This is a genomic window from Streptomyces sp. NBC_00249 (assembly GCF_026342355.1).
GTDB lineage: Bacteria > Actinomycetota > Actinomycetes > Streptomycetales > Streptomycetaceae > Streptomyces.
In genome coordinates this window covers 45,232-65,305 of record NZ_JAPEMV010000006.1, presented here as the reverse complement: position 1 = coordinate 65,305, position 20,074 = coordinate 45,232, and the positions used below count along the sequence as shown (strand labels likewise).

The following is a 20,074-nucleotide window of genomic DNA, read 5'->3' as shown; positions in this document are numbered from 1 at the left end:
GGATCGTGGGAAGATCGGTCCATGGTCCAGCGCCCCGGTGCGGCGACCGCGCCCGAACTCGTCCTGGAAACCGCCAGGGGCTCCACCGTCATGAGCCCCGGCCGGACCTACCACGTCGGCCGGGACCCCCACAGCGAGGTCTTCCTCGACGACGCCCGCGTCTCCTGGCACCACGCGGCCCTGCGCCCCGACGGCGACCACTGGACCCTCGAGGACGCCGGCAGCACCAACGGCACCTGGGCCGACGGCCACCGCGTGCAGGTCTGCACCGTGGGCCCCGGCAGCGAACTGCGCTTCGGCAGCGGCGAGGACGGCCCGCGCGCCGTTCTCGCCGTCCGGACCCCGCAGGCCGCCGCCGAGGCAGGACCCCGGCGCGTCTCCGACCCGGCCCACACCGGCACCTTCCGCAGCCCCACCAGCATCCGGCCGCTCGCCGCCCGGGCCGCCCTGCGCATCGGCCGCGACCCCGCCAACGACCTCGTCATCGAGGACCTCGTCGTCTCCCGCCGGCACGCCGAACTGCGCGCCCTCCCCGACGGCGGCTACGAGATCGCCGACCTCGGCAGCCACAACGGCACCTACCTCAACGGCGCCCCCGTCGAGCGGGCCACGATCACCGAGGGCGACATCGTCGGCATCGGCCGCTCCGCCTTCTGCCTCGTCGGAGACCAGCTCCTGGAGTACGTCGACAGCGGCGAGGTCTCCCTCGACGTCCAGGGCCTGGCCGTCGCCGTCGACCACGGCCGCAAGACCCTCCTCGACCACGTCTCCTTCCCCGTCGGCGCGAAATGCCTGCTCGCCGTCGTCGGCCCCAGCGGCGCCGGCAAGTCCACCCTGCTCGGCGCCCTCACCGGACTGCGCCCCGCCGACCAGGGCAGCGTCCTCTACGACGGCCGCGACCTCTACCGCGACTACGCCGAACTCCGCAGCCGCATCGGCCTCGTCCCCCAGGACGACATCCTGCACTCCCAGCTCACCGTCCGCCGCGCCCTCACCTACGCCGCCGAACTGCGCTTCCCCCAGGACACCGCCCGCGCCGAACGCCAGGCGCGCGTCGACGAGGTGATCGGCGAACTCGGCCTCCAGCAGCGCGCCGACCAGCCCATCCACAGCCTCTCCGGCGGCCAGCGCAAACGCGTCTCCGTCGCCCTGGAACTCCTGACGAAGCCCTCCCTGCTCTTCCTCGACGAACCCACCTCCGGCCTCGACCCCGGCATGGACCGCTCCGTCATGCACATGCTGCGCGGCCTCGCCGACGACGGCCGCACCGTCATCGTGGTCACCCACAGCGTCCTCAGCCTCGACGTCTGCGACCGGCTCCTGGTCCTCGCCCCCGGCGGCCGCATCGCCTGGTACGGCCCGCCCGGCGAGACCCTCGGCTTCTTCGGCTTCGAACAGTGGCCGGAGGCCTTCGAAGCCTTCGAGAACGACCGCGAACGCGACTGGGCCGGCCAGTACGCCGCCTCCCCGCAGTTCCGCACCTACGTCGCGGGCGCCGCCCGCCCCGCCCGGCCCGCCGGGGACACCCCCGGCCCCGCCGGCTTCGCCCCCGCCCCGCCCAAGGCACAGAGCTGGGGGTCCCAGCTGTCCACCCTGGTCCGCCGCTACGCCGCCGCGCTCGGCGCCGACCGCACCTTCCTCGCCATCATGATCGCGCTGCCGTTCGTGATGGGCGCCATGGCCCGCGCCCTCGCGGGCAGCGCCCTCACCCAGGAGACCGCCATCAACGCCCTGCTCATCCTGTGCGTCGGCGGCGTCCTGACGGGAGCCGCGAACGCGGTGCGCGAACTCGTCAAGGAACGGGTCATCTACCAGCGCGAACGCGCCGTCGGACTCTCCAGATCCGCCTACCTGATGTCCAAGGTGGTGGTCCTCGGCGCCATCACCGTCGCCCAGGCCGTGGTCCTCACCCTCGTCGGCCTCTTCGGCGTGAAACTCGGGGCACCCGACGGCCACGGGGTGTTCCTGCCACCGCTCCTGGAGATCACCCTGGCCGTCGCCCTGCTCGCCTTCACCGCGATGATGCTCGGCCTGCTCGTCTCCGCCCTCGTGAAGAAGGAGGAGGTCACCATGCCGCTGCTGGTCCTCCTCGCCATCGTGCAGGTGGTCTTCTGCGGGGCGCTGCTCCAGCTCGACGGCGTACCGGTCGTCGAGCAGCTGGCCTGGTTCGTGCCCTCGCGCTGGGCGCTCGGCGCGATGGCCGGCACCATCGACCTCGCCGCGATCGTGCCGGGACCGCTCACCGACGACCCCCTCTTCGCCCACTCCGGCGGGGTGTGGCTGCTGAACCTCGGGATGCTCGTCGTCCTCTCGGCGCTGTTCGGACTGCTCGTCGCGCGGCTGCTGCGCCGCCACGAGCCCGCGATCATGCGGAAGTAGGCTCCAGCGATGTCCTTCCCCACGAGCGGCCCGGCAGGGCTCGGCGACGACTTCCGCCCCACCCACGTCGTACCCCAGGAGGGACTGCCCGCCTGGGAGGACCCGGACGTGTCCCGGCCGACCGTGGCCCTGGACGCCTTCCTCCCCGTGCAGCTGCTGTCCCGCAGCGGGGACTGGGGGGAGGTCCTGTGCTCCAACGGCTGGTCCGCGTGGGTCGACGGCCGGCTCCTGGTGGCCGTGCCGCAGCCGCCGCCGACCGCGGGCCGGCCCCTGGCGCGCGCCGAGGACCCCGGCCCCCTCCTCGAGCGGGCCGCCGAGGCATTGGAGCGCTACCGGCGGGCCGCCGGGGCGGGCCCCGACGGTGAGGCGTTCCGGCGCGCCGTACGGGGCCTGCGGGCCGGGATCGTCATCGACGGGGAGTTCGTGTGGGTCTACGACACGACGGCCCGGCGGTGGATGTACGCGGAGGGCGGCCCGCTCGCCACCTACGCGGTCGCCGGGGAACCGGGGGCTCCGCCCGCGCCGCAGCCCCCGCCGGGGGGTGCGGACCCCGGCGGAGGGGGAGACGTAGAGGACCTGCCGCATGCCCCCACGCGCATCGTGGGCCTGCCCGACGGGGGCGGCCGCTGACCGGTGCCGGTTCCGCCGGTGTGCTCAGGACGACGCGGTCCGTTCAGGACGGCGGGGTGGTCTCCGCCGGGCCGCGGTGGCGCAGGGGGCGGGCCAGGAGGGCGCCGAGGAAGCCGGCGACAGCGCCCCAGAGCAGGGCGAGGGCGGTCGTACGCCACAGGGACGGGGTGAGCTCGACCGTGCCGCCCAGGCCGTCGGCGTCGCCGATGCCCAGGATCGACAGCCCGAACTGGGCCTGGACCCGGGCCAGCAGGCACACCGTCAGCGTGGCCAGCGCCAGCGCCACCGCGAGGTGGAGGGCGTGCCGCCAGGCGGGGACCCGCGCGGGGGAGCGTACGGCGGCCAGCACGCCCGTGCCCAGCAGCAGCACGGCCGCCACCGCCACCAGCCACCAGGCGCGGGAGTCCCGCTGCGCGAGCGAGGCCACGTCGATCGTGGACAGGTCGGGGCCGCGCAGGACCTGGTCCAGGAGCTGCGGCATCGGCAGGCCGAACGGCCCCTCGACCCGGCCGTTCCACGCCCCGCCGATGCCCAGGGTGAGGGCGAGCCAGGCCAGGTTGGGCAGGCCGAGCAGCAGCACGGCCATGGTCCGGGCGGCGTGCCCCTGGGTGACGGCCACGACGAGGCCGGCTGCCAGCGCGAGGGCGACGTACGCGAGGAGCAGCACGGTCGTCGCGAAGGCGGCCGGGCGTACGGCGGTGTGGAAGCGGAGCAGCTCCGGCGGCAGCGGGGCGCGGCGGGAGACCAGCAGGGAGATCAGCAACAGGCCCAGGATCCACAGGAGTCCGAAGGCGAGCGTGGCGGGCAGGTCCGCCCGGAAACCCACCGTCGGTGCGGAGTCGAGGAGTTCGCCGATCTCGCCGAGGGGGGAGTCGCCGGTGGCCAGCCCGAAGGTCTGCCGGGCGAGGAGCGCGAAGACGGTCAGCGCGACCAGCCACAGCAGCGTCAACCGAGCTGCCCTGCCGAGGAGTTCACCCGTTCGGACCACAGCGTGATGGCGTAGTGGGCGCAGGAAGAGACAGCCGGCGGTGAGGGCGCCCGCCAGGCTCACCGAGAGCGGCAGGACGGACAGGCTCGCATCGGCCCCGGCCAGCATTCCGGCCCCGCCGGACACCTCGACCGAACCGCCGGCCGCCATCACCACGACCGCGGCCACCACGCGGGGGAAGGCCCCGCCCGGGAGGTCGCCGGCCCCGGCGCAGGCCAGGCCGGCGGCGGCCACCGCGGTCATCACCGCGAAGCCCGCCACCACGGCGACGAGGGTGTCGCGCCAGGCCCTCGGAAAGGTAAGGCTCACCCTGCAACCGTGGCACCCCCGGCTTGCGGCCACCACCCGGACGGCGCACACAATGGTCCGCAGGAATGCAAGAACTCCGGAAATTTCCGGATAAAAACTCGGACATTCCCCGCGGAACATCCACTCGGGCCGGAGGTCTCGGCCCGGGGAAGAGGAGAGCCCGTGACCACGCAACCCTCTGGCGAGCGGCCCCCACAGCCGAACCAGCCGTCATCCCCGCGGTCGCAGCCGCCGTCCTCCTCGTCGTCCGGCCGCCCCACCGGGCCGCCCTCGGGACCCCTGTCGGGCGGGCAGCACGGCCCCCCGCCCCCGCCGCCGCCCGCACCCCCCGGAGGGCCCCCTGGCGGGCCCTCCGGCGGTGCCGGGCAGCCGCCGCAGGCACCGTGGTGGCGGTCCGTGCCCCGGCTCGCCACGGCGATCGTGGCCCTGGCGGCGGTCGTGACCCTGGTGGTGGTGCTGACCCGGCCCAGCGGGGACGGGACCACGCAGCGTGCCGGGGCCGAGGTCTTCCTCCAGCCGGCCGCCGCGTCCGGGCCCGACCCGTTCACCGAGTCGACGGCGGCCAAGGACGCACCCCCGCCGCCCGAGAACCCGCCGCTCCCGCAGCCCTCGACGAGCGCGGCGGCCAGCAGCCCGGCGACGGCCACCCGCAGTGTCAGCGGCGCCGACCCCGGCCTCTACGGCGGCACGCGGGACATAGCCAGCTGTGACGTGGAGAAGCAGATCCGCGTCCTGTCCGCACAGCCCGCCAAGAACGCCGTCTTCGCCTCGGCCCTCGGCATCCAGCCGGCGGCCGTACCCGGCTACCTGCGCTCCCTGACCCCCGTGCAGCTGCGGGCGGACACCCGCGTCACCAACCACGGTTACCGCGACGGCAGGGCCACCAGCTACCAGGCCGTCCTGCAGGCCGGCACCGCCGTCCTGGTGGACGACCGGGGCGTGCCCAGGGTGCGGTGCGCGTGCGGCAACCCGCTCGGCGCGCCCGTCGCGCTGGAGGCGAACCCGAAGCGCTACGGCCAGCCGTGGACCGCGTACCGGCCGGCGCAGGTCGTCGTCGTCGCGCCGTCGGTGAAGGTCGTGAACAAGTTCGTCGTCTACGACCACCAGGACCGGCGCTGGTTCCAGCGCGAGCACGGCGACCACCGCGGCAAGAACGACAGGCCCGTGCCCCCGCCGGTCGTCCCGCCGGTGATCCCGACGCCGCCGCCGGTAGGGCCGACCCCGCCGCTGCCGCCGGCCTCCTCGCGGCCTCCGACGTCGCCGTCGCAGTCCACGTCGCCGACCACGTCACCGTCCGGGCCCAGGACGCCTTCCGACTCCGCGTCCCCGTCCGCCACCCCGACGGCGCCGACGTCCGCGACTCCCTCGGAGTCCGCGTCCTCGGGCCACCCGTCCGCATCGGAGTCGGCTTCGCCCGCGGACCCCCGTTCCGCGGAGGCGTGCGCCCGTGCCCGTGAGCGGGGCGAGTCCTGCCCGCCGGCCTCGTCGGCGTCGGCTTCGGCTTCGGCTTCGGCCTCGGCCTCGGCCTCGACCTCGGCCTCCGCTTCGGCGTCCGCTTCGGATTCCCGTTCCGCGGAGGCGTGCGCCCGTGCCCGTGAGCGGGGCGAGTCCTGCCCGCCGGCCTCCTCGGCCTCGGAGGCGGCCTCCGCTTCGGCCTCCGCTTCGGCGTCGGCGTCGGCCTCGGAGGCGTCGAAGCCCGCGTCCAGGTCCGCGTCCCCGTCCCGTTCCCCGAAGGTGACCAGGTCGCCGTCGCCGTCGCCCTCGCGGTCCTCGGCGCTGCTCCCGCCGGTCACCTCGGCGCCGCCGTCCGTCCTGCGGAGCGCGCCGGTGCCGACCGCGGCCCCCTCGACCTCGGCAGCGCCGCGCCGGTCGGCGCCGGCCACCACCCAGCCGCCCACGCGGCCGCGCACCTCGCCCACCGCACCCCGGTTCACGCGCCCGCCGGCCCCCTCGGTGCCGCCCGCGCCGCCGACCGTCCGGACGTCGCAGGCCCCCGAGCCCCAGCTCCCCGAGCCGTCGGTCCCGGTGGAGCAGGACGCGCCCGAAGAGCAGTGAACCCCCTTCTGCGAGGGCCCGGCAGCCGCCGGCCCGTCACCAAGGAGCGAGCATGACCTCGACCACCCCGGGGGCGACCCCGAGCACCCCGCAGCAGAACACGGACCGCACGGCGCACCACGGCACGCCCACGCCCTGGGCGGCCGGCGGGGTCGCCTTCGCCGGAGTGCTCCTGCTGCTGGACGGCATCCTCTGCATCCTCAAGGGGATCGCCGCGATCGCCGAGAACGACGTCTACGCCGAAGTCGGCGACTACGTCTTCAAGTTCAACCTCAGCGCCTGGGGATGGATCCTCCTCGTCCTCGGCATCGTCCTCGTCGTCACCGGCGTGGGCATCCTCAAGGGCCTCCCCTGGGCCCGTGCCATGGGCGTCGCCCTCGCGGTCATCAGCGTGGTCGCCAACTTCCTCTGGCTGCCCTACCAGCCGATCTGGGCGCTGGTGTCCATCGCCATCGACGTCTTCGTCATCTGGGCCCTGTGCACCGACCGCACCCGCGCCACCCACTGACAACCCCCGCACCACGGACGGGAGCCCCGCCCCGGTCGCCACTGGTGACGACCGGGGCGGGGCGTGCACTTGTGGGCCGAACGGGTGAATCCGCAGGTCGCGGCAGGTACGGGACTGCGCGCGCGAGCGGCGTGCGCACCCCCGGCGACCGGATGCGGACCTCGACGGTCTGTGCGAGGTTTGTCCGGACTTGACCGAAAGGATCCTGCCCGAACGGCCCTCCGCCGGCGCGGATCCTGTTGAGGAAGGCCCCCCTCCATGAAGCGTTTCGTGGCGACCACCCTGATCTGCGCCACCGCGGCACTCGGTCTGAGCGCCTGCTCCGACGACAGCAGCCCCGCGGAAGAGGCCACCAAGGCCGCCGGTGCCCTGTGCAACGACCTCGCCTTGCTCAAGGCGGACACGGCGAAGCTCCGCGCCCTCGACCCGGCCAATGCGACGAAGGACCAGATCAAGGAGGCCTACGACGCCGTCCAGAAGGACTGGGAGAATGTCAAAGCCAACCGGGCCGCCCTGCAGGAGGCCAAGCGTGACGCGGTCAAGGGCGCGGCCGACGACCTGAAGAAGGCCTACGAGGACCTCCCCGGGGACACCACCGGCAAGGACGCCGTCACGGCGATCACGCCGCAGGCCCAGAAGCTGGAACAGACGGTGGATGCCGCGTCGACCACCCTCAAGTGCTGACGCCGCCGCTCACCGGCGGGTGACCCCGGCCGGAACGCGCGGGGCAGGCCGCCGGTGCCGGTCTTCGCCGGGCCGCCGGGCCTGCCCGCGCGGCGGGCGGCTCAGGACGGGCGGCCCCGGCGGGCGAGGGCATCGCCCGCCACGCCCGCCACGCCCACCGCGCCGCCGAGGGCGGTCATCACGACGTACCCGTACACCTCGTAGCCCTCGGGCACGAGGAAGCGGACGAAGCCCATGAAACGGATCCAGCCGAGCCACTCGTGCAGCAGGCCGCTCACGCCGCCGACGACGAGGACGAAACAGAGCAGGCCCGACAGGGCCGCCAGCGGTGATCGTGCAGGGGTGGAGGTCATGCCCCGACCGTAGGCGGGCGCGGCGCGGACCCGGATCGGCCTTCGGTCGCAGCCCCTCGTACTTAAGTATCGGCTCCGCCCGCGGACACCCGCCGCCGCGCGGGGCGCGCGTGGATTCCGGGACATTGACCGCATCCACCGCACCCCCCCCGCGACTGGGCCGCCGACCTCGGGCTCCTGCTCTTCGCGGCCTGCTTCGCCGCCGTCAGCTCGCAGTCGATCCCGGTGCCCGAGGACCTCGGCCCGGGGTGGCGCGGGCAGGAGGCACTGACCAACGTACGCAAGCACGCGCCGCGCACACCCAACCGCGTACGGGTCCTCGGCCGGCCCGGCGAAGGCCTCACCGTCGAGAAGCCGCCGACGGGGCGGAGGTACCCGCACTCGCGGCCCGGCACCGCCCCGACCTGGTGCTGATGGACATCCGGATGCCGGGCGTCGACGGGCTGACCGCCACCGAGGCACTGCGCGCCCGGGCGGGAGCGCCGGAGGTACCGGTGCTGACCACCTTCCACACCGACGCGCACGTCCTGCGGGCCCTGCGCGCCGGGGCGGCCGGCTTCCTCCTCAAGGACACCCCGCCGCAGGAGATCGTCACGGCCCTGCGCACGGTCGCCGCCGGCGACCCCGTGCTCTCCCCGGCCGTCACCCGCCGCCTCGTCGACCAGGTGGCGGGCGACGCGGGCCACGACGGCCGGGCCCGCGCCGCGCGGGCCCGCCTCCAACTCCTCGGCGCACGCGAACGCGAGGTGGCCCTGGCGGTGGGGCAGGGCCTGTCCAACGCGGAGATCGCCCGCGCCCTCCGCCTGGCCCTGCCCACGGTGAAGACCCACGTGTCCCGGATCCTGACCCGCCTGAACCTCAACAACCGGGTCCAGATCGCCCTGCTGGCCCACGACGCGACCCCCCAGAGCCCACCCCCACCCATGCCCTGACCGGACCCGGGGACCGGGGCCAGGACCACGGGATCCCGGTAGGGCCGTCTCCCCACCGAATGCCGCCGGTCGGGGAAGAGTGAGACCCTGGCTGCATGGACCAGCGGGGACGGCCCCCCGAGGTCGACTGGCCCGCGCGGCCCGACCTGAGCCTCGCGCTCAACCGCATGGGCACCTTCGACTGGGACCTCGACAGCGGACGCATGCATCTGGACCCCACCGCCCTCGAGGTCCTCGGCCTGCTCCCGGAGGAGTTCGCCGGAACCCCCGCCGGGCTGCGCGCCCGCATCCTGCCGGGCGAGGAGGCCCGGCTGGACCGCCGCGTCGAGCAGGCGCTCAAGGACGGGCGCAGCCACTACGGGGCCTACTTCCGCACCCGCCGCCGCGATGGCGGCACCGCCTGGACCCACGTCCAGGGCCACATCCTGCGGGACCCGCACGACCGCCCGTACCGGATCATCGGGATCCTCCGCGACGCCGACCACGACCCGGGCGAGCCCGGCGCGGCCGGGGAGCGGGACGAGGGGCGGCGCCGGATGACGGGCGTCGTGGAACGCACCACCGCGATCCTCGCCCACGCCCGCACCGTCAACGACGTGACCGACGTCCTCAAGGACCCGGAGGCGCTCGGCCACCTCGGCGCCGTCAGCGTCATGCTCGGCATCGTCGACGGCGCCCGCATCCACCTGGTCGCCGAAGGGCAGCTCGGTTCGTACGTACCCGAGATCGAGTACACCCGCATCGACGCCCAGCTGCCCATGAGCGAGGCCGTACGCACGCTCCAGCCGGTCTTCATCGCCTCGCGCGAGGGCTTCCAGCGGAGCTACCCGCAGCTGTGGCCCTACATCGAACCCCTGTCCGTGCGCAGCGGCGTCTACCTGCCGCTCATCGCCCAGGGCCGCGCCGTCGGCGCGCTCGGGCTGCTCTACACCCGCGATGGGGACTTCACCGCCGAGGAACGCAACGTCCTCGTCGCGCTCGGCAGCGGCATCGCGCAGAGCCTCCAGCGGGCGATCCTCTTCGAACAGGAGCACGATCTCGCCGAAGGCCTCCAGCGGGCCATGCTGCCCCGCCGCATCCCGGACGTGCCCGGCGCGCGGATCGCCGTACGGTACCGGGCCGCCCGCATGGGACGGGACATCGGCGGCGACTGGTACGACGTGATCCCGCTCGGCGAGGGCCGGGTCGGCGTCATGATCGGCGACGTCGAGGGGCACGACACGGACGCGGCCGCCGTCATGGGCCAGCTGCGGATCGTGCTCCGCGCGTACGTCCTCGAAGGCCACACCCCCGGCACGGCGATGGAGCGGGCCTCCGCCTTCCTGCGCGAACTCGCCACGGAACGCTTCGCCACCTGCGTCTACGCCGAACTGGACCTGACCACCGGGACGCTGCTCCTCGTCCGGGCCGGCCACCTCGACCCCGTCGTACGGCGCGGCGACGGCAGCTGCCACCGCATCCGGGTCGCGGGCGGACTGCCGCTGGGGCTGCCGCCGCGCGAGCGGTCGGGCACCGGGTCCGGATACCCCGTCGCCACCCTCGAACTGCACCCCGGGGACACCCTGCTGCTCTGCACCGACGGCCTGATCGAGCGCCCTGGCGGCGACCCCGAGACCGGCATGCGCGAACTCCTGGACGCGACCCGCGCCGGCCCGGCCGACGTCGAGGAACTCGCCGACGTGCTGTGCGACCTCGTCGGCGACGCGGGCGGCGGGGACGACATGGCCCTGCTCCTGCTGCGCCGCCGCGGCACCCCCGCCCCGCGCGGCGGCGGACCGCTGCGCCAGCGCCTGACCCCGGGCGACCCCGACGGCCCGGCGCTGGCCCGCCACCTGATCCGGGCGGCGGTGGCGGCGTGGGGCGCCGAGGACCGGGCGGACGAGATCGAACTCGCCGCCGACGAGCTGATGACCAACGCCCTCGTGCACACCGACGGCGGCGGCCACGTCAGCATGCGGCTGACCGCCGAGGGCCGGATCCGGATCGAGGTCGAGGACTCCAGCAGCGCCCTCCCGCGCCCCCGCGAGGCGGGGGACTGGGCGGTCTCGGGGCGCGGGCTGTTCCTGGTGGACCGCCTCGCGGACGCCTGGGGGGTGGAACCCAGGGGCAGCGGCAAGAACGTCTGGTGCGAGTTCGCCGCGCCGGGCGGTACGGGGACCGGGGCCGCCGCGCCCGGGACCGGGTCGGACGGCGGGGCGGCGAACGGCTGAACGTGGGCGGGCCGTAGCGGGTCGTTGATCCGTACGTCATATGGTCTGGCCGATCCTGCGGGGGTGCAGACCCTCCGCCCGCTGCTGCCCGCCCTGCTCACCGCACTCCTCGCCGCCCCCGCGTCCTCCTCCGGCCCCGCTGCCGGGACCGCGTCCGCGTCCGCGCCGGCTCCCGCAGCCGGTCCTGCCGCCGCCACTGCCGGGCAGGCCGCCGTCCCCGCGTCCACAGCTGCCGCCGCCGCGTCCGTGTCCGCCTCCGGTGACGAGGACGGGATCGAGACGGCTCGTACCACGCGGCAGATCGCACCCGGTGTGCGGCTGGAGTCGTACGAGCGGCTGGAGGAGGACCGCTGGCTGCGCGTCGACGAGTTGGTGGCCGACCTGGGCGCGGGCGGCGGGGTGCGCGCCGAGTACCTCGCCGGCCCCGCCGCGGCCACCGTCGCCGCGGCCGCCGCCGCGCATCCCGCCGGGCCCGGGCGGCGGGTCCTCGCCGCCGTCAACGGGGACTTCTTCGACATCCGGGCCACCGGAGCCCCCCTCGGCCCCGGCATCGGCGCCGGGCGCCTGCTGCACTCCGCCTCGCGCGGGCCCGGCGGCACCGCCGTCGGCTTCGGGCCGGACGGCGCCGGGCGCCTCGTACGCCTCGGGCTCGCCGGGAGCGTCACCCTGCCCGGCGGCGCCGTCCACGCCCTCACCGGGTACAACGCCGCCCGGCCCCCGGACAGCGGCCTCGCCGCCTACACCGCCGACTGGTCCGGCGCCGAGCTCCCCGCCCTCGGGCCCGGCCCGGCGGTGGAACTGCGCGACGGCATCGTCACCGACACCGCCGCCCCGCAGCGCCGCCCGGCCCCCGGCCGCGTCCTGCTGGTGCCCCGGGGGTCCGCGCAGACGGCCGCGCTCGCCGCGCTGCGCCCCGGGGACCGGGTGACCGTCACCGCCCGGCCGCTCCCCGCGTCCGGCCCGGCCCCGGTCACGGCGGTCGGTGGACGGGAACCCCTGGTCACGGCCGGGACCCCGGTGAACCACGACGGCAAGCCGAACAACGTCTCCGCCCCGCGCACCGCCGTCGGCCTCTCCCGCGACGGGCGCCGGCTGCGCCTGCTCACCGTGGACGGCCGCCAGCGCGACAGCGGCGGCCTCACCCTGACCCGGCTCGGCGCCCTCATGCACCGGCTCGGCTCCTACGAGGCCCTCAACCTCGACGGCGGCGGCTCCTCCACCCTGCTCGTCGCCCGCGCCGGGGCGAAGGGCCTGACCGTGGAGAACGCCCCCTCCGACGGACAGCTCCGCCCCGTGCCCAACGGCCTCGTCCTGACCGGCCCCGCCGGTTCCGGACGGCTCACCGGATTCCGCGTCGAACCCCTCGGCGACGCCGGCCGGGTCTTCCCCGGCCTGACCCGCACCCTCACCGCCACCGGCCAGGACGAGGCCCTCGGCCCGGCCCCGGGCATCCCGCGGTGGTCGGCGGCCGGGGGCCGGATCGGATCCGACGGGGTCTTCCGGGCCACCGGCCCCGGCCCCGGCACGGCCTCCGTCGAGGCCCGCCGCGGCGCCGCGCGGGGCACGCTCCGCCTGGAGGTGCTCGGCCCGCCGGCCCGCCTGCGGCCCGTACCGGACGGGATCGGCCTCGCCGCGGACGGGGAGAGCGCCCGCTTCACCCTGACCGGCCACGACGCCCGGGGTGCGGCCGCCCCCGTCGAACCCCGGGACGTGACCCTGAGCTACGACCACGACCACTGGCGGGTGACCGAGGACGGCCGCGGCGGCTTCACCGTCACCGCCCTCGTCCCCCGGGCCACCGGGCGGCTCACCGCCACCCTCCGGACCGGCGCCGCGGCTGCCACGGCCCCGGTTCCCGGCGCACCCGCCCCCGCCGCCGTCCCGGCTCCCGCGACCGCTCCGCCCCCCGTCCGGGCTCCGGCCCCCGCGGCGCCCGCCCCCACCGCCGAACTGGCCCTCGGCGTCGGAACGGTGGACCGGCCGCTGACCGGCTTCGACGACGCCGCCGACGGGACGGGAGGCGGCGCGGCCCCCGCCGAAGGCCGCACCGGAACCGGAACCGCCCTCGAAGCCGGCCCGCAGGCGGCCTCCGCGACCCCGCCCCGGCCGCTCCCCGTACCGCAGCTCGCCCGGTCGCGGTCGCTGTGGGTGCGCGGCGACGGTTCCGGGACCCGGCCCACCGTGGAGCCGGCCGACGCCGACGGGGCCGCGCTGACCGTACGCGGGCTCTGGCGGCTCGCGGTGGGAGCGGGCCCGGCCGACGGGGCCGAGCTGCTCCTGACCGGCGCCGAACGGGAGCCGTTCACGCGCCGCGGCGTCCGGTTCCTGCCGCTCGACACCGCCCGCCCGACCCTCGACGGCGGAGCCGGACGCGACCGGATGCGGGCGCTGCGCCAAGCTCTGGAGGCCGCCGCCCGGGAGCCGGGCACCGGCGCGCTGGCCGTCGTACAGCGGTACGCGCCCGGCACCGTGGACCACAAGGAGGCGGCCCTGCTGGCGCTGCGCCTCGCGGAGTTCCGCCGCGCCACCGGCAAGGGCGCGGCGCTCCTCACCCTCGGCGCACCCCGCTTCGCGGCGACCCGTTCCGAGGGCGTCCAGTCCGTGGCCGTCCCCGAGGGCGCCCGCACCGTCTTCGGAGTCGACGCCTTCGCCCCCCACGGCCGCGCCTGGCTCAGGCCCTGGTCCGCTACAGCTGGACCAGGGTGACCTCGGTGGCCTTCACGCTCGTCCACACCGGTGCGCCGTCGGCCACGCCGAGTTCCGCCGCCGCTTCCGGGGTGATCTCCGCGACCAGGTCGGGGGCCTCGCCCGAGCTGATCAGGACGCGGAGCCTGCTGCCGACGGAGGTGATCTCCTGGACGGTCCCCGACCAGACGTTGCGGGGGCTGCCGCCCGGGCGGTCCCGGTGCACCGACACCGCCTCCGGCGCGATGATCGCCAGCGCCGGGGCCCCCTCCGGCAGGGCCTCGGCCACCACCAGCCGGCCGCCCCCGGCGAGCGCGAGGCCGTCGGCGGAAGCCGTGCCCGGCCAGGCGTTGCGGCCGAGCATCCGGGCCACCCACGGCGAGCGGGGATGCCGGGTGACCTCGGCGGGCGGGGCGTCCTGGAGGGTGCGCCCGTCGGCGAGTACGAGGACCCGGTCGGCCAGCGACACCGCCTCGACGGGATCGTGCGTGACGATCAGGCACACCCCGCCGAAGCCCGCCAGGTGCGTGCGCAGGGTGTGCCGTACGTGCGCCCGCGTCGTCTGGTCGAGGGCGGCGAGGGGTTCGTCGAGCAGCAGCAGCCGGGGGCGGGCGGCCAGCGCCCGGGCCAGGGCCACGCGCTGTGCCTGGCCGCCCGACAGCTGGGCGGGCCGCCGCTGGGCGAGGTGCCCCACGCCGAGCCGGTCCAGCCAGGTCTGCGCCTCGCGGCGGGCCTCGGCGCGCGGCACCCGGCGGGCCCGCAGCCCGTACGCGGTGTTCGCGAGGGCGCTCAGGTGCGGGAACAGCGCCCCGTCCTGCGGGACCCAGGCGACCTGCCGTCTGTGCGGGGGCAGCGCGGTGACCTCGGTGTCCCCGAGGGTCAGCCGGGCGTGGGCGCGGGGGGTCAGGCCGAGCAGGGCGCGCAGCAGGGTGGTCTTGCCCGCGCCGTTCTCGCCGACCACGGCGATGGTGGTGCCGGGTTCGGCGGCGAGGGTCAGCTCGTTGAAGCCGGTCACCTCGGCGTGCAGGGGCCAGCGGGCCCCGTCCTCGGGGCGGGCCGCCCGCGCTGCCGGGGTCGCTGCCGTCGCCGGGAGCGCCGTCGGGTTCTCCTCGGGCACGGGCGGGGCCTCGGCGCCCTTCGGGGCCACGGGGGTTCCGGTCCAGCGGCCGCGCAGGGCGATGAGGACGGCCATGGCGATGGCGAGCAGCAGCAGGGACACCGAGGTGGCCGCCTCCGGCTTGTCCTGGAGCAGCAGGTACACGTGGAGGGGCAGGGTCTGGGTGGTGCCCGGCAGGTTCCCGGCGAAGGTGATGGTCGCGCCGAACTCGCCCAGCGCGCGGGCCCAGGTGAGGGCCGCGCCGGCGATCAGGCCGGGGGCCACCATGGGCATGGTCACGGTGAAGAACACGCGGACCGGCGAGGCCCCGAGGGAGGCGGCGGTCTCCTCGTAGCTCTGCTTGAGTCCGCCGAGCGCGCCCTCCAGGCTGATGACGAGGAAGGGCATCGCCACGAAGGTGGCCGCGACCACGGCCCCGGAGGTGTGGAAGGGCAGGGTGACGCCGAAGGTGTCCTCCAGCCAGGGCCCGAGCAGCCCGCGCCGCCCGAACCCGAGCAGCAGGGCGACACCGCCCACGGTCGGCGGCAGCACCATCGGCAGCAGCACCAGGGAGCGGACGAAGGCCTTGCCCTTGAACTCGACCCGGGCGAGCAGCCAGGCCAGCGGTACGCCCAGGAGGAGCGAGAGGCCCAGCGCCCAGAGGGAGACCACCAGCGAGAGCTTCAGGGCCTCGACCACACCGGGGCTCGTCAGGTGGGCTCCGAGCTCGCTCCACCGCGTGCGGGTGAGGATGCCGACGAGGGGCAGCAACAGGAACGCGACGGCGAGCAGCGCGGGGAGCGCCAGGGTCACGGGGGTCCGGGTGCGGGTGCGGAGTCTGCTCATGGGGTCCGGTTCCTGGCTGGGGGCTGCTGGGACTACAGGTACTGCTGGGGGTGTTGGGGCGCCGCGTCCGGTGGGCGGGGCCTCCCCGGCCTGGAGCGTACGGGGCTGACGGCGCGTCCGGGCTCCGGGCGGCCGGCCCCGGAGGTGCGGAGGGGGACTGCCCCGGACGTGCGGAGGGGGACTGCCCTGGACGTGCGGAGGGGGACTGCCCGTCCCCCCGGACCGGGCAGTCCCCCTCCACGTCCTGGCCGTGCGGCCCGCGTCACGCCTTCTGGAAACCGGCGTCCTGGAGGATCTTCTGGGCCTCGGGCGTGCTCAGCCACGCCACGAACTTGGCGGCGGCATCGGCGTTCTTGGACGCCTTGAGCGTGGCGGCCGGGTAGGAGGCGACGGCGTTCTGGTCGTCCGGGATGTCGACCGTGACGACCTTGTCGCCGGACTTGGCGGAGTCGGTCTTGTAGACGAGACCGGCGTCGGCCTCGCCCAGCTCGACCTTGGAGAGGACGGCGCGGACGTTCGGCTCCTGGGAGACCGGCTTCACCTCGATCTTCTGCGCGTCGAGGATCTGCTTGCTGTAGCGGCCGACCGGCACCTCGGGCGCCGCGAGGACGACCTTGAGCTTCGTGTCGGCGAGGTCCTTGAGCTCGTCGATCTTGAAGGGGTTGCCCTTGCCGGCGGCGATGACGAGACGGTTCTTCGCGATGACCGACGCGTCGTTCGTCTCGGCCTTCAGGCCGTCCATGGTCTTGGTGTCGGCGGTGACCAGCGCGTCGGCCGGGGCGCCCTGCTTGACCTGGGCGGCGAGCTCCTGCGAACCGGCGAAGGAGAACTTGACCTTGGTGCCCGGGTGGGACTTCTCGTACTCGGCGCCCGCGGTCTTGAACACGTCGGTGAGGGAGGACGCCGCCAGGACGACGAGCTCCGAGGCGGCGGCCGGCGCGGAGGCGGAAGCGGGGGCCGAGGCAGAGGTGCCGGCGTCGGTCTTCTTCTCGTCGCCGCTGCCACAGGCCGACAGCGGTACGAGCAGGGCGGCGGTGAGGGCGGCGGCCGCGGCGCGGCGGCGGTTCCGGAACGCGTACATGGGTGGGTGCTCCTCGGTCGGGTCGGCGGCCGGCAGGGTGCCGGGACCGCGCGGTGGTGACCCGCGCCGGTGACGGGCGGAGCGGGTGGGGACGAGCGGGGGACTGCGGGGGCGGGCGGGCGGCGTCCGACCGGTCAGGTCACTGATCCGGTCAGGTGCGGTCGATGTGCACGCTGGTGGACTTCACGCGGGCGGTGGCCTGCATGCCGACCTCCAGGCCGAGCTCCTCGACGGCCTCACGGGTGAGCAGCGAGACCAGCCGGTGGGGACCGGCCTGGATCTCGACCTGGGCGGCCACGTCGCCGAGCTTGACGGCCGTGACGATGCCGGGGAAGGCGTTGCGCGCCGAGGTGTACGGCTCTCCGTCCTCGGCGTGGGCGCCCTGTCCCACCTCGACGGAGAAGGCGGCCAGATCGCGGCCGTTGATCAGGCGACGGCCGCCTTCGTCGCGATGGGTCACGACCCGGCCGGCGTCGGCCCAGCGGCGTGCCGTGTCCGGGCTGACGCCCAGCAGACGCGCCGCCTGTCCGATGGTGTAGGACTGCATGTGCGACAAGGTAGGGGGAGGCATCCGGCATTTGCAATTCGTTTGGGGCGATCTCCATCGCAGATGCCATGGGTGTTGTGTTATCTGCCAAAATCCGTTCCGCTTCAGGGCGTCCGGATCGCTAAAGTCTGGGCATGGCTGATGCAGATACGGAAAAGCCGTCGACGGAGACGGGAACCGCGCGGGTGGACGCCTGGCTGTGGTCGGTCCGCCTGACGAAGACCCGCTCCGTGGCCGCGACCGCCTGCCGGGCGGGCCACGTGAAGGTCAACGGGGAGCGGGCCAAGCCGGCGCAGCCGGTGAAGGCGGGTGACGAGGTACGCCTCTTCCATGCTGGGCGGGAGCGGATCGTGGTGGTCCGGCGGCCCGTGACGAAGCGGGTCGGCGCGCCCGTCGCCGCGGAATGCCTCATCGACAAGAGCCCGCCGCCGCCCACGCCCGTGGAGGCCGCGGTGGTCGGCATCCGCGACCGGGGCGCGGGCCGCCCCACGAAGCGCGAACGCCGCGAGATCGAATCCCTCCGCGGCCGCGACTGACCCCACGGGAGCCGCTGCCCGGGTCCGGGCTGCGGCTCCCGCCGGGGGGTCAGGACTTGCGGTACTCGTAGGCCTCGGTGGCGGCTGCGCTGACCGCGTCCAGCGGTGCGCCCGCCGAGGCGGCGACCAGCGCCGCCACCGCGCCCTCCAGGAACGGCGCGTCCAGCAGGCGGCTCCCGGCCGGGAGGTCCCCGTCCGCCAGCAGCGCCTTCACCGTCAGTACCGAGCTGCCCAGGTCCGCGAGGAGCGCCACCCCGGCCCCCCGGTCCACGGCCGCCGCGGCTGCGAGGATCCGCTCCGCGCTCGTCCCCAGACCGCCGTCGGCGTCACCGCCCGCCGCGGCGACCGGAGCCACCGCCCCGCCCGCCGCCAGACCCCGCGCCAGCTCCGCCACGGACTCCGCGACCCGGGCGCTGTGCGACACCAGCACGATCCCCACCACCGGCCCGGCGCTCACGCGGCCCCCTCCGAGCCGTCGGCCGCGTCGGCCAGCGCGCCCAGCAGCAGCGCCGCCGAGGTGGCTCCCGGGTCCTGGTGCCCGATGCTGCGCTCCCCGAGGTAACTGGCGCGGCCCTTGCGGGCCCTGAGGGGAACCGTCGCCAGGGCCCCGTCGCGCGCCGCGTCCCCGGCGGCACGGTACGACGTACCCAGCGCCGCCACCCCCGGCACCAGCGCGTCCAGCATCGTCGCGTCCCCGGGCGCCGCCCCGCCCAGCTGGGCCACCGCGCCGACCCCCGCGTACAGGGCCGTGCGCAGCTCGTCGTCGGAGAGCTCGGCGGCCTCCCCCAGCTCCTTGCCCGTACGCCGCAGCAGCGTCCCGTACAGCGGCCCGGACGCGCCGCCGACCGTGGAGATCAGGGTCCGTCCGGCGAGCTGGAGCAGCGCGCCCGGGGGAGCGGCCGGATCGGCCGACGCCAGGGCCGCCCGTACGGCCGTGAACCCGCGCAGCAGGTTGCTCCCGTGGTCGGCGTCCCCGATGGGGGAGTCGAGCTCGGTCAGCCGGTCCGCCTCCCGCTCCACCGCCGTCGCGACGGCCTCCATCCAGCGCCGGAAGAATTCCGCGTCACGCACCGTGTCGTCTCCTCGCCTCGCACCCGTACGGCCGGTCCCGCCGCCACCCTACGACCGGCACCCGCCTCACATCCCCCACCGCAGCGCGGCCGTCCGCACCGGGGCGTCCCACAGGCGCAGCAGCTCCTCGTCGGCCCGGCACACGGTCACCGAACAGCCCGCCATGTCCAGGGAGGTGACGTAGTTCCCGACGAGCGCCCGCGCCACCGGCACCCCGCGCGCGGCCAGCACCCGCGCCACCTCCGCGTGGAACCCGTACAGCTCCAGCAGCGGGGTCGCCCCCATCCCGTTGGTGAGGACCAGCACTGGCCCGTCCGCCGGGCCGGTCTGCGCCAGGTCGTCCAGTACGGCCTCCACCGCCAGCTCCGCGATCTCCCGCGAGCTCATCATGGCGCGCCGCTCCCGACCGGGTTCTCCGTGGATGCCCACCCCCAACTCCAGCTGCCCATCGGGGAGATCGAAGGTCGGGCTGCCCTTCGCGGGCGTGCTGCAGGCGCCGAGCGCCACCCCGAAGCTGCGCGAGGACTCCACGACCCGCCGGGCGAGCGCCGCCACCCGGTCCAGCGGCGCACCCTCCTCGGCTGCCGCCCCGGCGGTCTTCTCCACGAACAGCGTGGCGCCGGTACCGCGCCGGCCGGCGGTGTAGAGGCTGTCGGTGACGGCCACGTCGTCGTCGACGAGCACCCGCTCGATCCGCAGCCCGTCCTCCTCCGCCAGTTCGGCGGCCATCTGGAAGTTCAGTACGTCCCCGGTGTAGTTCTTGACGACGAACAGCACGCCCTGCCCGGCCTCCACGGCCCCCGCAGCCCGCAGCATCTGGTCGGGCACCGGCGAGGTGAACACCTCCCCGGGACACGCCGCCGACAGCATCCCGGGGCCCACGAACCCGGCGTGCAGCGGCTCGTGCCCCGACCCGCCCCCGGACACCACCCCCACCCGCCCGCCGGCCCGCGCGTCCCGCCGTACGACGATCCGCGCCTCGACGTCCACGTCCAACTCGGGGTGCGCGGCCGCCATCCCGCGCAGCGCGTCGGCGACGACGGTCTCGGGGGTGTTGATCAGCATCTTCATGCGTATCTCCCGGTGAGGTTGACAGGTGACCCTATGAGCAGTGTTTTCGCAGGCCAGAAGGCCTGGCCCTGATGATCGATCTTGGCGGTCCTC

The 20,074-nt window shown here is 75.5% G+C and carries 17 protein-coding genes and 2 pseudogenes; 10 read left to right on the top strand and 9 right to left on the bottom strand.

What is annotated here, in order from left to right; genetic code table 11:
- Positions 1 to 21: 21 nt before the first annotated feature.
- Together OOK31_RS25015 and OOK31_RS25010 are read left to right on the top strand one after the other, a co-directional pair.
- The gene (locus OOK31_RS25015) at positions 22 to 2,379 is read left to right on the top strand and encodes an FHA domain-containing protein (RefSeq protein WP_267089586.1); all 2,358 of its coding nucleotides are present in this window, start codon (positions 22 to 24) and stop codon (positions 2,377 to 2,379) included.
- A gap of 9 nt (positions 2,380 to 2,388) precedes the next feature.
- Entirely contained in the window at positions 2,389 to 3,009 is a 621-nt protein-coding gene (locus tag OOK31_RS25010; protein WP_267089585.1) for a hypothetical protein, read from the top strand.
- A gap of 43 nt (positions 3,010 to 3,052) precedes the next feature.
- Here the strand turns inward: OOK31_RS25010 and OOK31_RS25005 are convergent, their stop codons facing one another.
- Entirely contained in the window at positions 3,053 to 4,306 is a 1,254-nt protein-coding gene (locus tag OOK31_RS25005) for a streptophobe family protein (protein WP_267089584.1), read from the bottom strand.
- A 9-nt stretch (positions 4,307 to 4,315) separates the two neighbouring features.
- Here OOK31_RS25005 and OOK31_RS39430 point away from each other — a divergent pair.
- Positions 4,316 to 5,383: pseudogene (locus OOK31_RS39430) on the top strand (DUF6777 domain-containing protein); the annotation flags it as partial.
- A 17-nt stretch (positions 5,384 to 5,400) separates the two neighbouring features.
- Here the strand turns inward: OOK31_RS39430 and OOK31_RS25000 are convergent.
- Positions 5,401 to 6,240 carry a hypothetical protein gene (locus tag OOK31_RS25000; RefSeq protein WP_267089583.1) on the bottom strand — a complete coding sequence of 280 codons (840 nt, stop codon included), beginning with the start codon at positions 6,238 to 6,240 and terminating at the stop codon, positions 5,401 to 5,403.
- Between the two features lie 173 nt (positions 6,241 to 6,413).
- Between OOK31_RS25000 and OOK31_RS24995 the strand changes: the two genes are divergently transcribed.
- Positions 6,414 to 6,869 carry a hypothetical protein gene (locus OOK31_RS24995; protein ID WP_267089582.1) on the top strand — a complete coding sequence of 152 codons (456 nt, stop codon included), beginning with the start codon at positions 6,414 to 6,416 and terminating at the stop codon, positions 6,867 to 6,869.
- Between the two features lie 258 nt (positions 6,870 to 7,127).
- Complete coding sequence (locus OOK31_RS24990) at positions 7,128 to 7,553, top strand: hypothetical protein (protein WP_267089581.1); 426 nt, start codon at positions 7,128 to 7,130, stop codon at positions 7,551 to 7,553.
- 101 nt (positions 7,554 to 7,654) lie between these two features.
- Here the strand turns inward: OOK31_RS24990 and OOK31_RS24985 are convergent, their stop codons facing one another.
- Positions 7,655 to 7,906, bottom strand: a complete 252-nt coding sequence (locus tag OOK31_RS24985) for a hypothetical protein (RefSeq protein WP_267089580.1) — start codon at positions 7,904 to 7,906, stop codon at positions 7,655 to 7,657.
- A 225-nt stretch (positions 7,907 to 8,131) separates the two neighbouring features.
- On the opposite strand from OOK31_RS24985, the gene OOK31_RS24980 reads away from it, so the two are divergent.
- From OOK31_RS24980 to OOK31_RS24965, 4 genes and pseudogenes are all read left to right on the top strand, one after another.
- A complete protein-coding gene (locus OOK31_RS24980) occupies positions 8,132 to 8,320 on the top strand; it encodes a hypothetical protein (protein WP_267090033.1) in 189 nt (62 codons plus the stop codon).
- Positions 8,257 to 8,838, top strand: a pseudogene (locus tag OOK31_RS24975) (response regulator); the annotation flags it as partial. The gene OOK31_RS24980 and the pseudogene OOK31_RS24975, both read left to right, overlap by 64 nt.
- 95 nt (positions 8,839 to 8,933) lie before the next feature.
- Complete coding sequence (locus OOK31_RS24970) at positions 8,934 to 11,048, top strand: SpoIIE family protein phosphatase (protein ID WP_267089579.1); 2,115 nt, start codon at positions 8,934 to 8,936, stop codon at positions 11,046 to 11,048.
- 63 nt (positions 11,049 to 11,111) lie between these two features.
- On the top strand, positions 11,112 to 13,754 hold the full coding sequence (locus OOK31_RS24965) for a phosphodiester glycosidase family protein (protein ID WP_267089578.1): 2,643 nt from the start codon (positions 11,112 to 11,114) through the stop codon (positions 13,752 to 13,754).
- Here the strand turns inward: OOK31_RS24965 and OOK31_RS24960 are convergent.
- From OOK31_RS24960 to OOK31_RS24950, 3 genes are all read right to left on the bottom strand, one after another.
- Positions 13,735 to 15,675, bottom strand: coding sequence for an ABC transporter permease (locus OOK31_RS24960; protein WP_267089577.1), 1,941 nt, complete (start codon positions 15,673 to 15,675; stop codon positions 13,735 to 13,737). The two genes, OOK31_RS24965 and OOK31_RS24960, sit on opposite strands and share 20 nt — an antisense overlap.
- Before the next feature lie 262 nt (positions 15,676 to 15,937).
- Positions 15,938 to 16,756 carry a molybdate ABC transporter substrate-binding protein gene (gene modA, locus OOK31_RS24955; RefSeq protein ID WP_267089576.1) on the bottom strand — a complete coding sequence of 273 codons (819 nt, stop codon included), beginning with the start codon at positions 16,754 to 16,756 and terminating at the stop codon, positions 15,938 to 15,940.
- A 151-nt stretch (positions 16,757 to 16,907) separates the two neighbouring features.
- Positions 16,908 to 17,303 (bottom strand): molybdopterin-binding protein, encoded by a 396-nt coding sequence (locus tag OOK31_RS24950; protein ID WP_267089575.1) that lies wholly within the window; start codon positions 17,301 to 17,303, stop codon positions 16,908 to 16,910.
- Between the two features lie 134 nt (positions 17,304 to 17,437).
- On the opposite strand from OOK31_RS24950, the gene OOK31_RS24945 reads away from it, so the two are divergent.
- Positions 17,438 to 17,839: an RNA-binding S4 domain-containing protein gene (locus OOK31_RS24945; protein ID WP_267089574.1), complete on the top strand. Its 402-nt coding sequence runs from the start codon at positions 17,438 to 17,440 to the stop codon at positions 17,837 to 17,839.
- A gap of 49 nt (positions 17,840 to 17,888) precedes the next feature.
- Here OOK31_RS24945 and OOK31_RS24940 read toward each other — a convergent pair whose 3' ends face one another.
- The 3 genes from OOK31_RS24940 to dhaK all read right to left on the bottom strand — a co-directional run bounded on the left by OOK31_RS24940 (position 17,889) and on the right by dhaK (position 19,981).
- A complete protein-coding gene (locus OOK31_RS24940; protein ID WP_267089573.1) occupies positions 17,889 to 18,296 on the bottom strand; it encodes a PTS-dependent dihydroxyacetone kinase phosphotransferase subunit DhaM in 408 nt (135 codons plus the stop codon).
- A complete protein-coding gene (gene dhaL / locus OOK31_RS24935) occupies positions 18,293 to 18,910 on the bottom strand; it encodes a dihydroxyacetone kinase subunit DhaL (RefSeq protein WP_267089572.1) in 618 nt (205 codons plus the stop codon). Before dhaL ends, OOK31_RS24940 begins: the two co-directional genes overlap by 4 nt.
- A 66-nt stretch (positions 18,911 to 18,976) precedes the next feature.
- On the bottom strand, positions 18,977 to 19,981 hold the full coding sequence (gene dhaK, locus OOK31_RS24930) for a dihydroxyacetone kinase subunit DhaK (protein ID WP_267089571.1): 1,005 nt from the start codon (positions 19,979 to 19,981) through the stop codon (positions 18,977 to 18,979).
- Between the last annotated feature and the right edge of the window lie 93 nt (positions 19,982 to 20,074).

Excerpts from the sequence above, each read along its gene's own strand:
- OOK31_RS24960 (WP_267089577.1), bottom strand. The coding sequence starts at position 15,675 with ATGAGCAGACTCCGCACCCGCACCCGGACCCCCGTGACCCTGGCGCTC.
- OOK31_RS24995 (WP_267089582.1), top strand. The coding sequence starts at position 6,414 with ATGACCTCGACCACCCCGGGGGCGACCCCGAGCACCCCGCAGCAGAAC.
- OOK31_RS24985 (WP_267089580.1), bottom strand. The coding sequence starts at position 7,906 with ATGACCTCCACCCCTGCACGATCACCGCTGGCGGCCCTGTCGGGCCTG.
- OOK31_RS24970 (WP_267089579.1), top strand. The coding sequence starts at position 8,934 with ATGGACCAGCGGGGACGGCCCCCCGAGGTCGACTGGCCCGCGCGGCCC.
- OOK31_RS24990 (WP_267089581.1), top strand. The coding sequence starts at position 7,128 with ATGAAGCGTTTCGTGGCGACCACCCTGATCTGCGCCACCGCGGCACTC.
- OOK31_RS25010 (WP_267089585.1), top strand. The coding sequence starts at position 2,389 with ATGTCCTTCCCCACGAGCGGCCCGGCAGGGCTCGGCGACGACTTCCGC.
- dhaK (WP_267089571.1), bottom strand. The coding sequence starts at position 19,981 with ATGAAGATGCTGATCAACACCCCCGAGACCGTCGTCGCCGACGCGCTG.
- OOK31_RS24945 (WP_267089574.1), top strand. The coding sequence starts at position 17,438 with ATGGCTGATGCAGATACGGAAAAGCCGTCGACGGAGACGGGAACCGCG.
- OOK31_RS25015 (WP_267089586.1), top strand. The coding sequence starts at position 22 with ATGGTCCAGCGCCCCGGTGCGGCGACCGCGCCCGAACTCGTCCTGGAA.
- modA (WP_267089576.1), bottom strand. The coding sequence starts at position 16,756 with ATGTACGCGTTCCGGAACCGCCGCCGCGCCGCGGCCGCCGCCCTCACC.
- OOK31_RS24950 (WP_267089575.1), bottom strand. The coding sequence starts at position 17,303 with ATGCAGTCCTACACCATCGGACAGGCGGCGCGTCTGCTGGGCGTCAGC.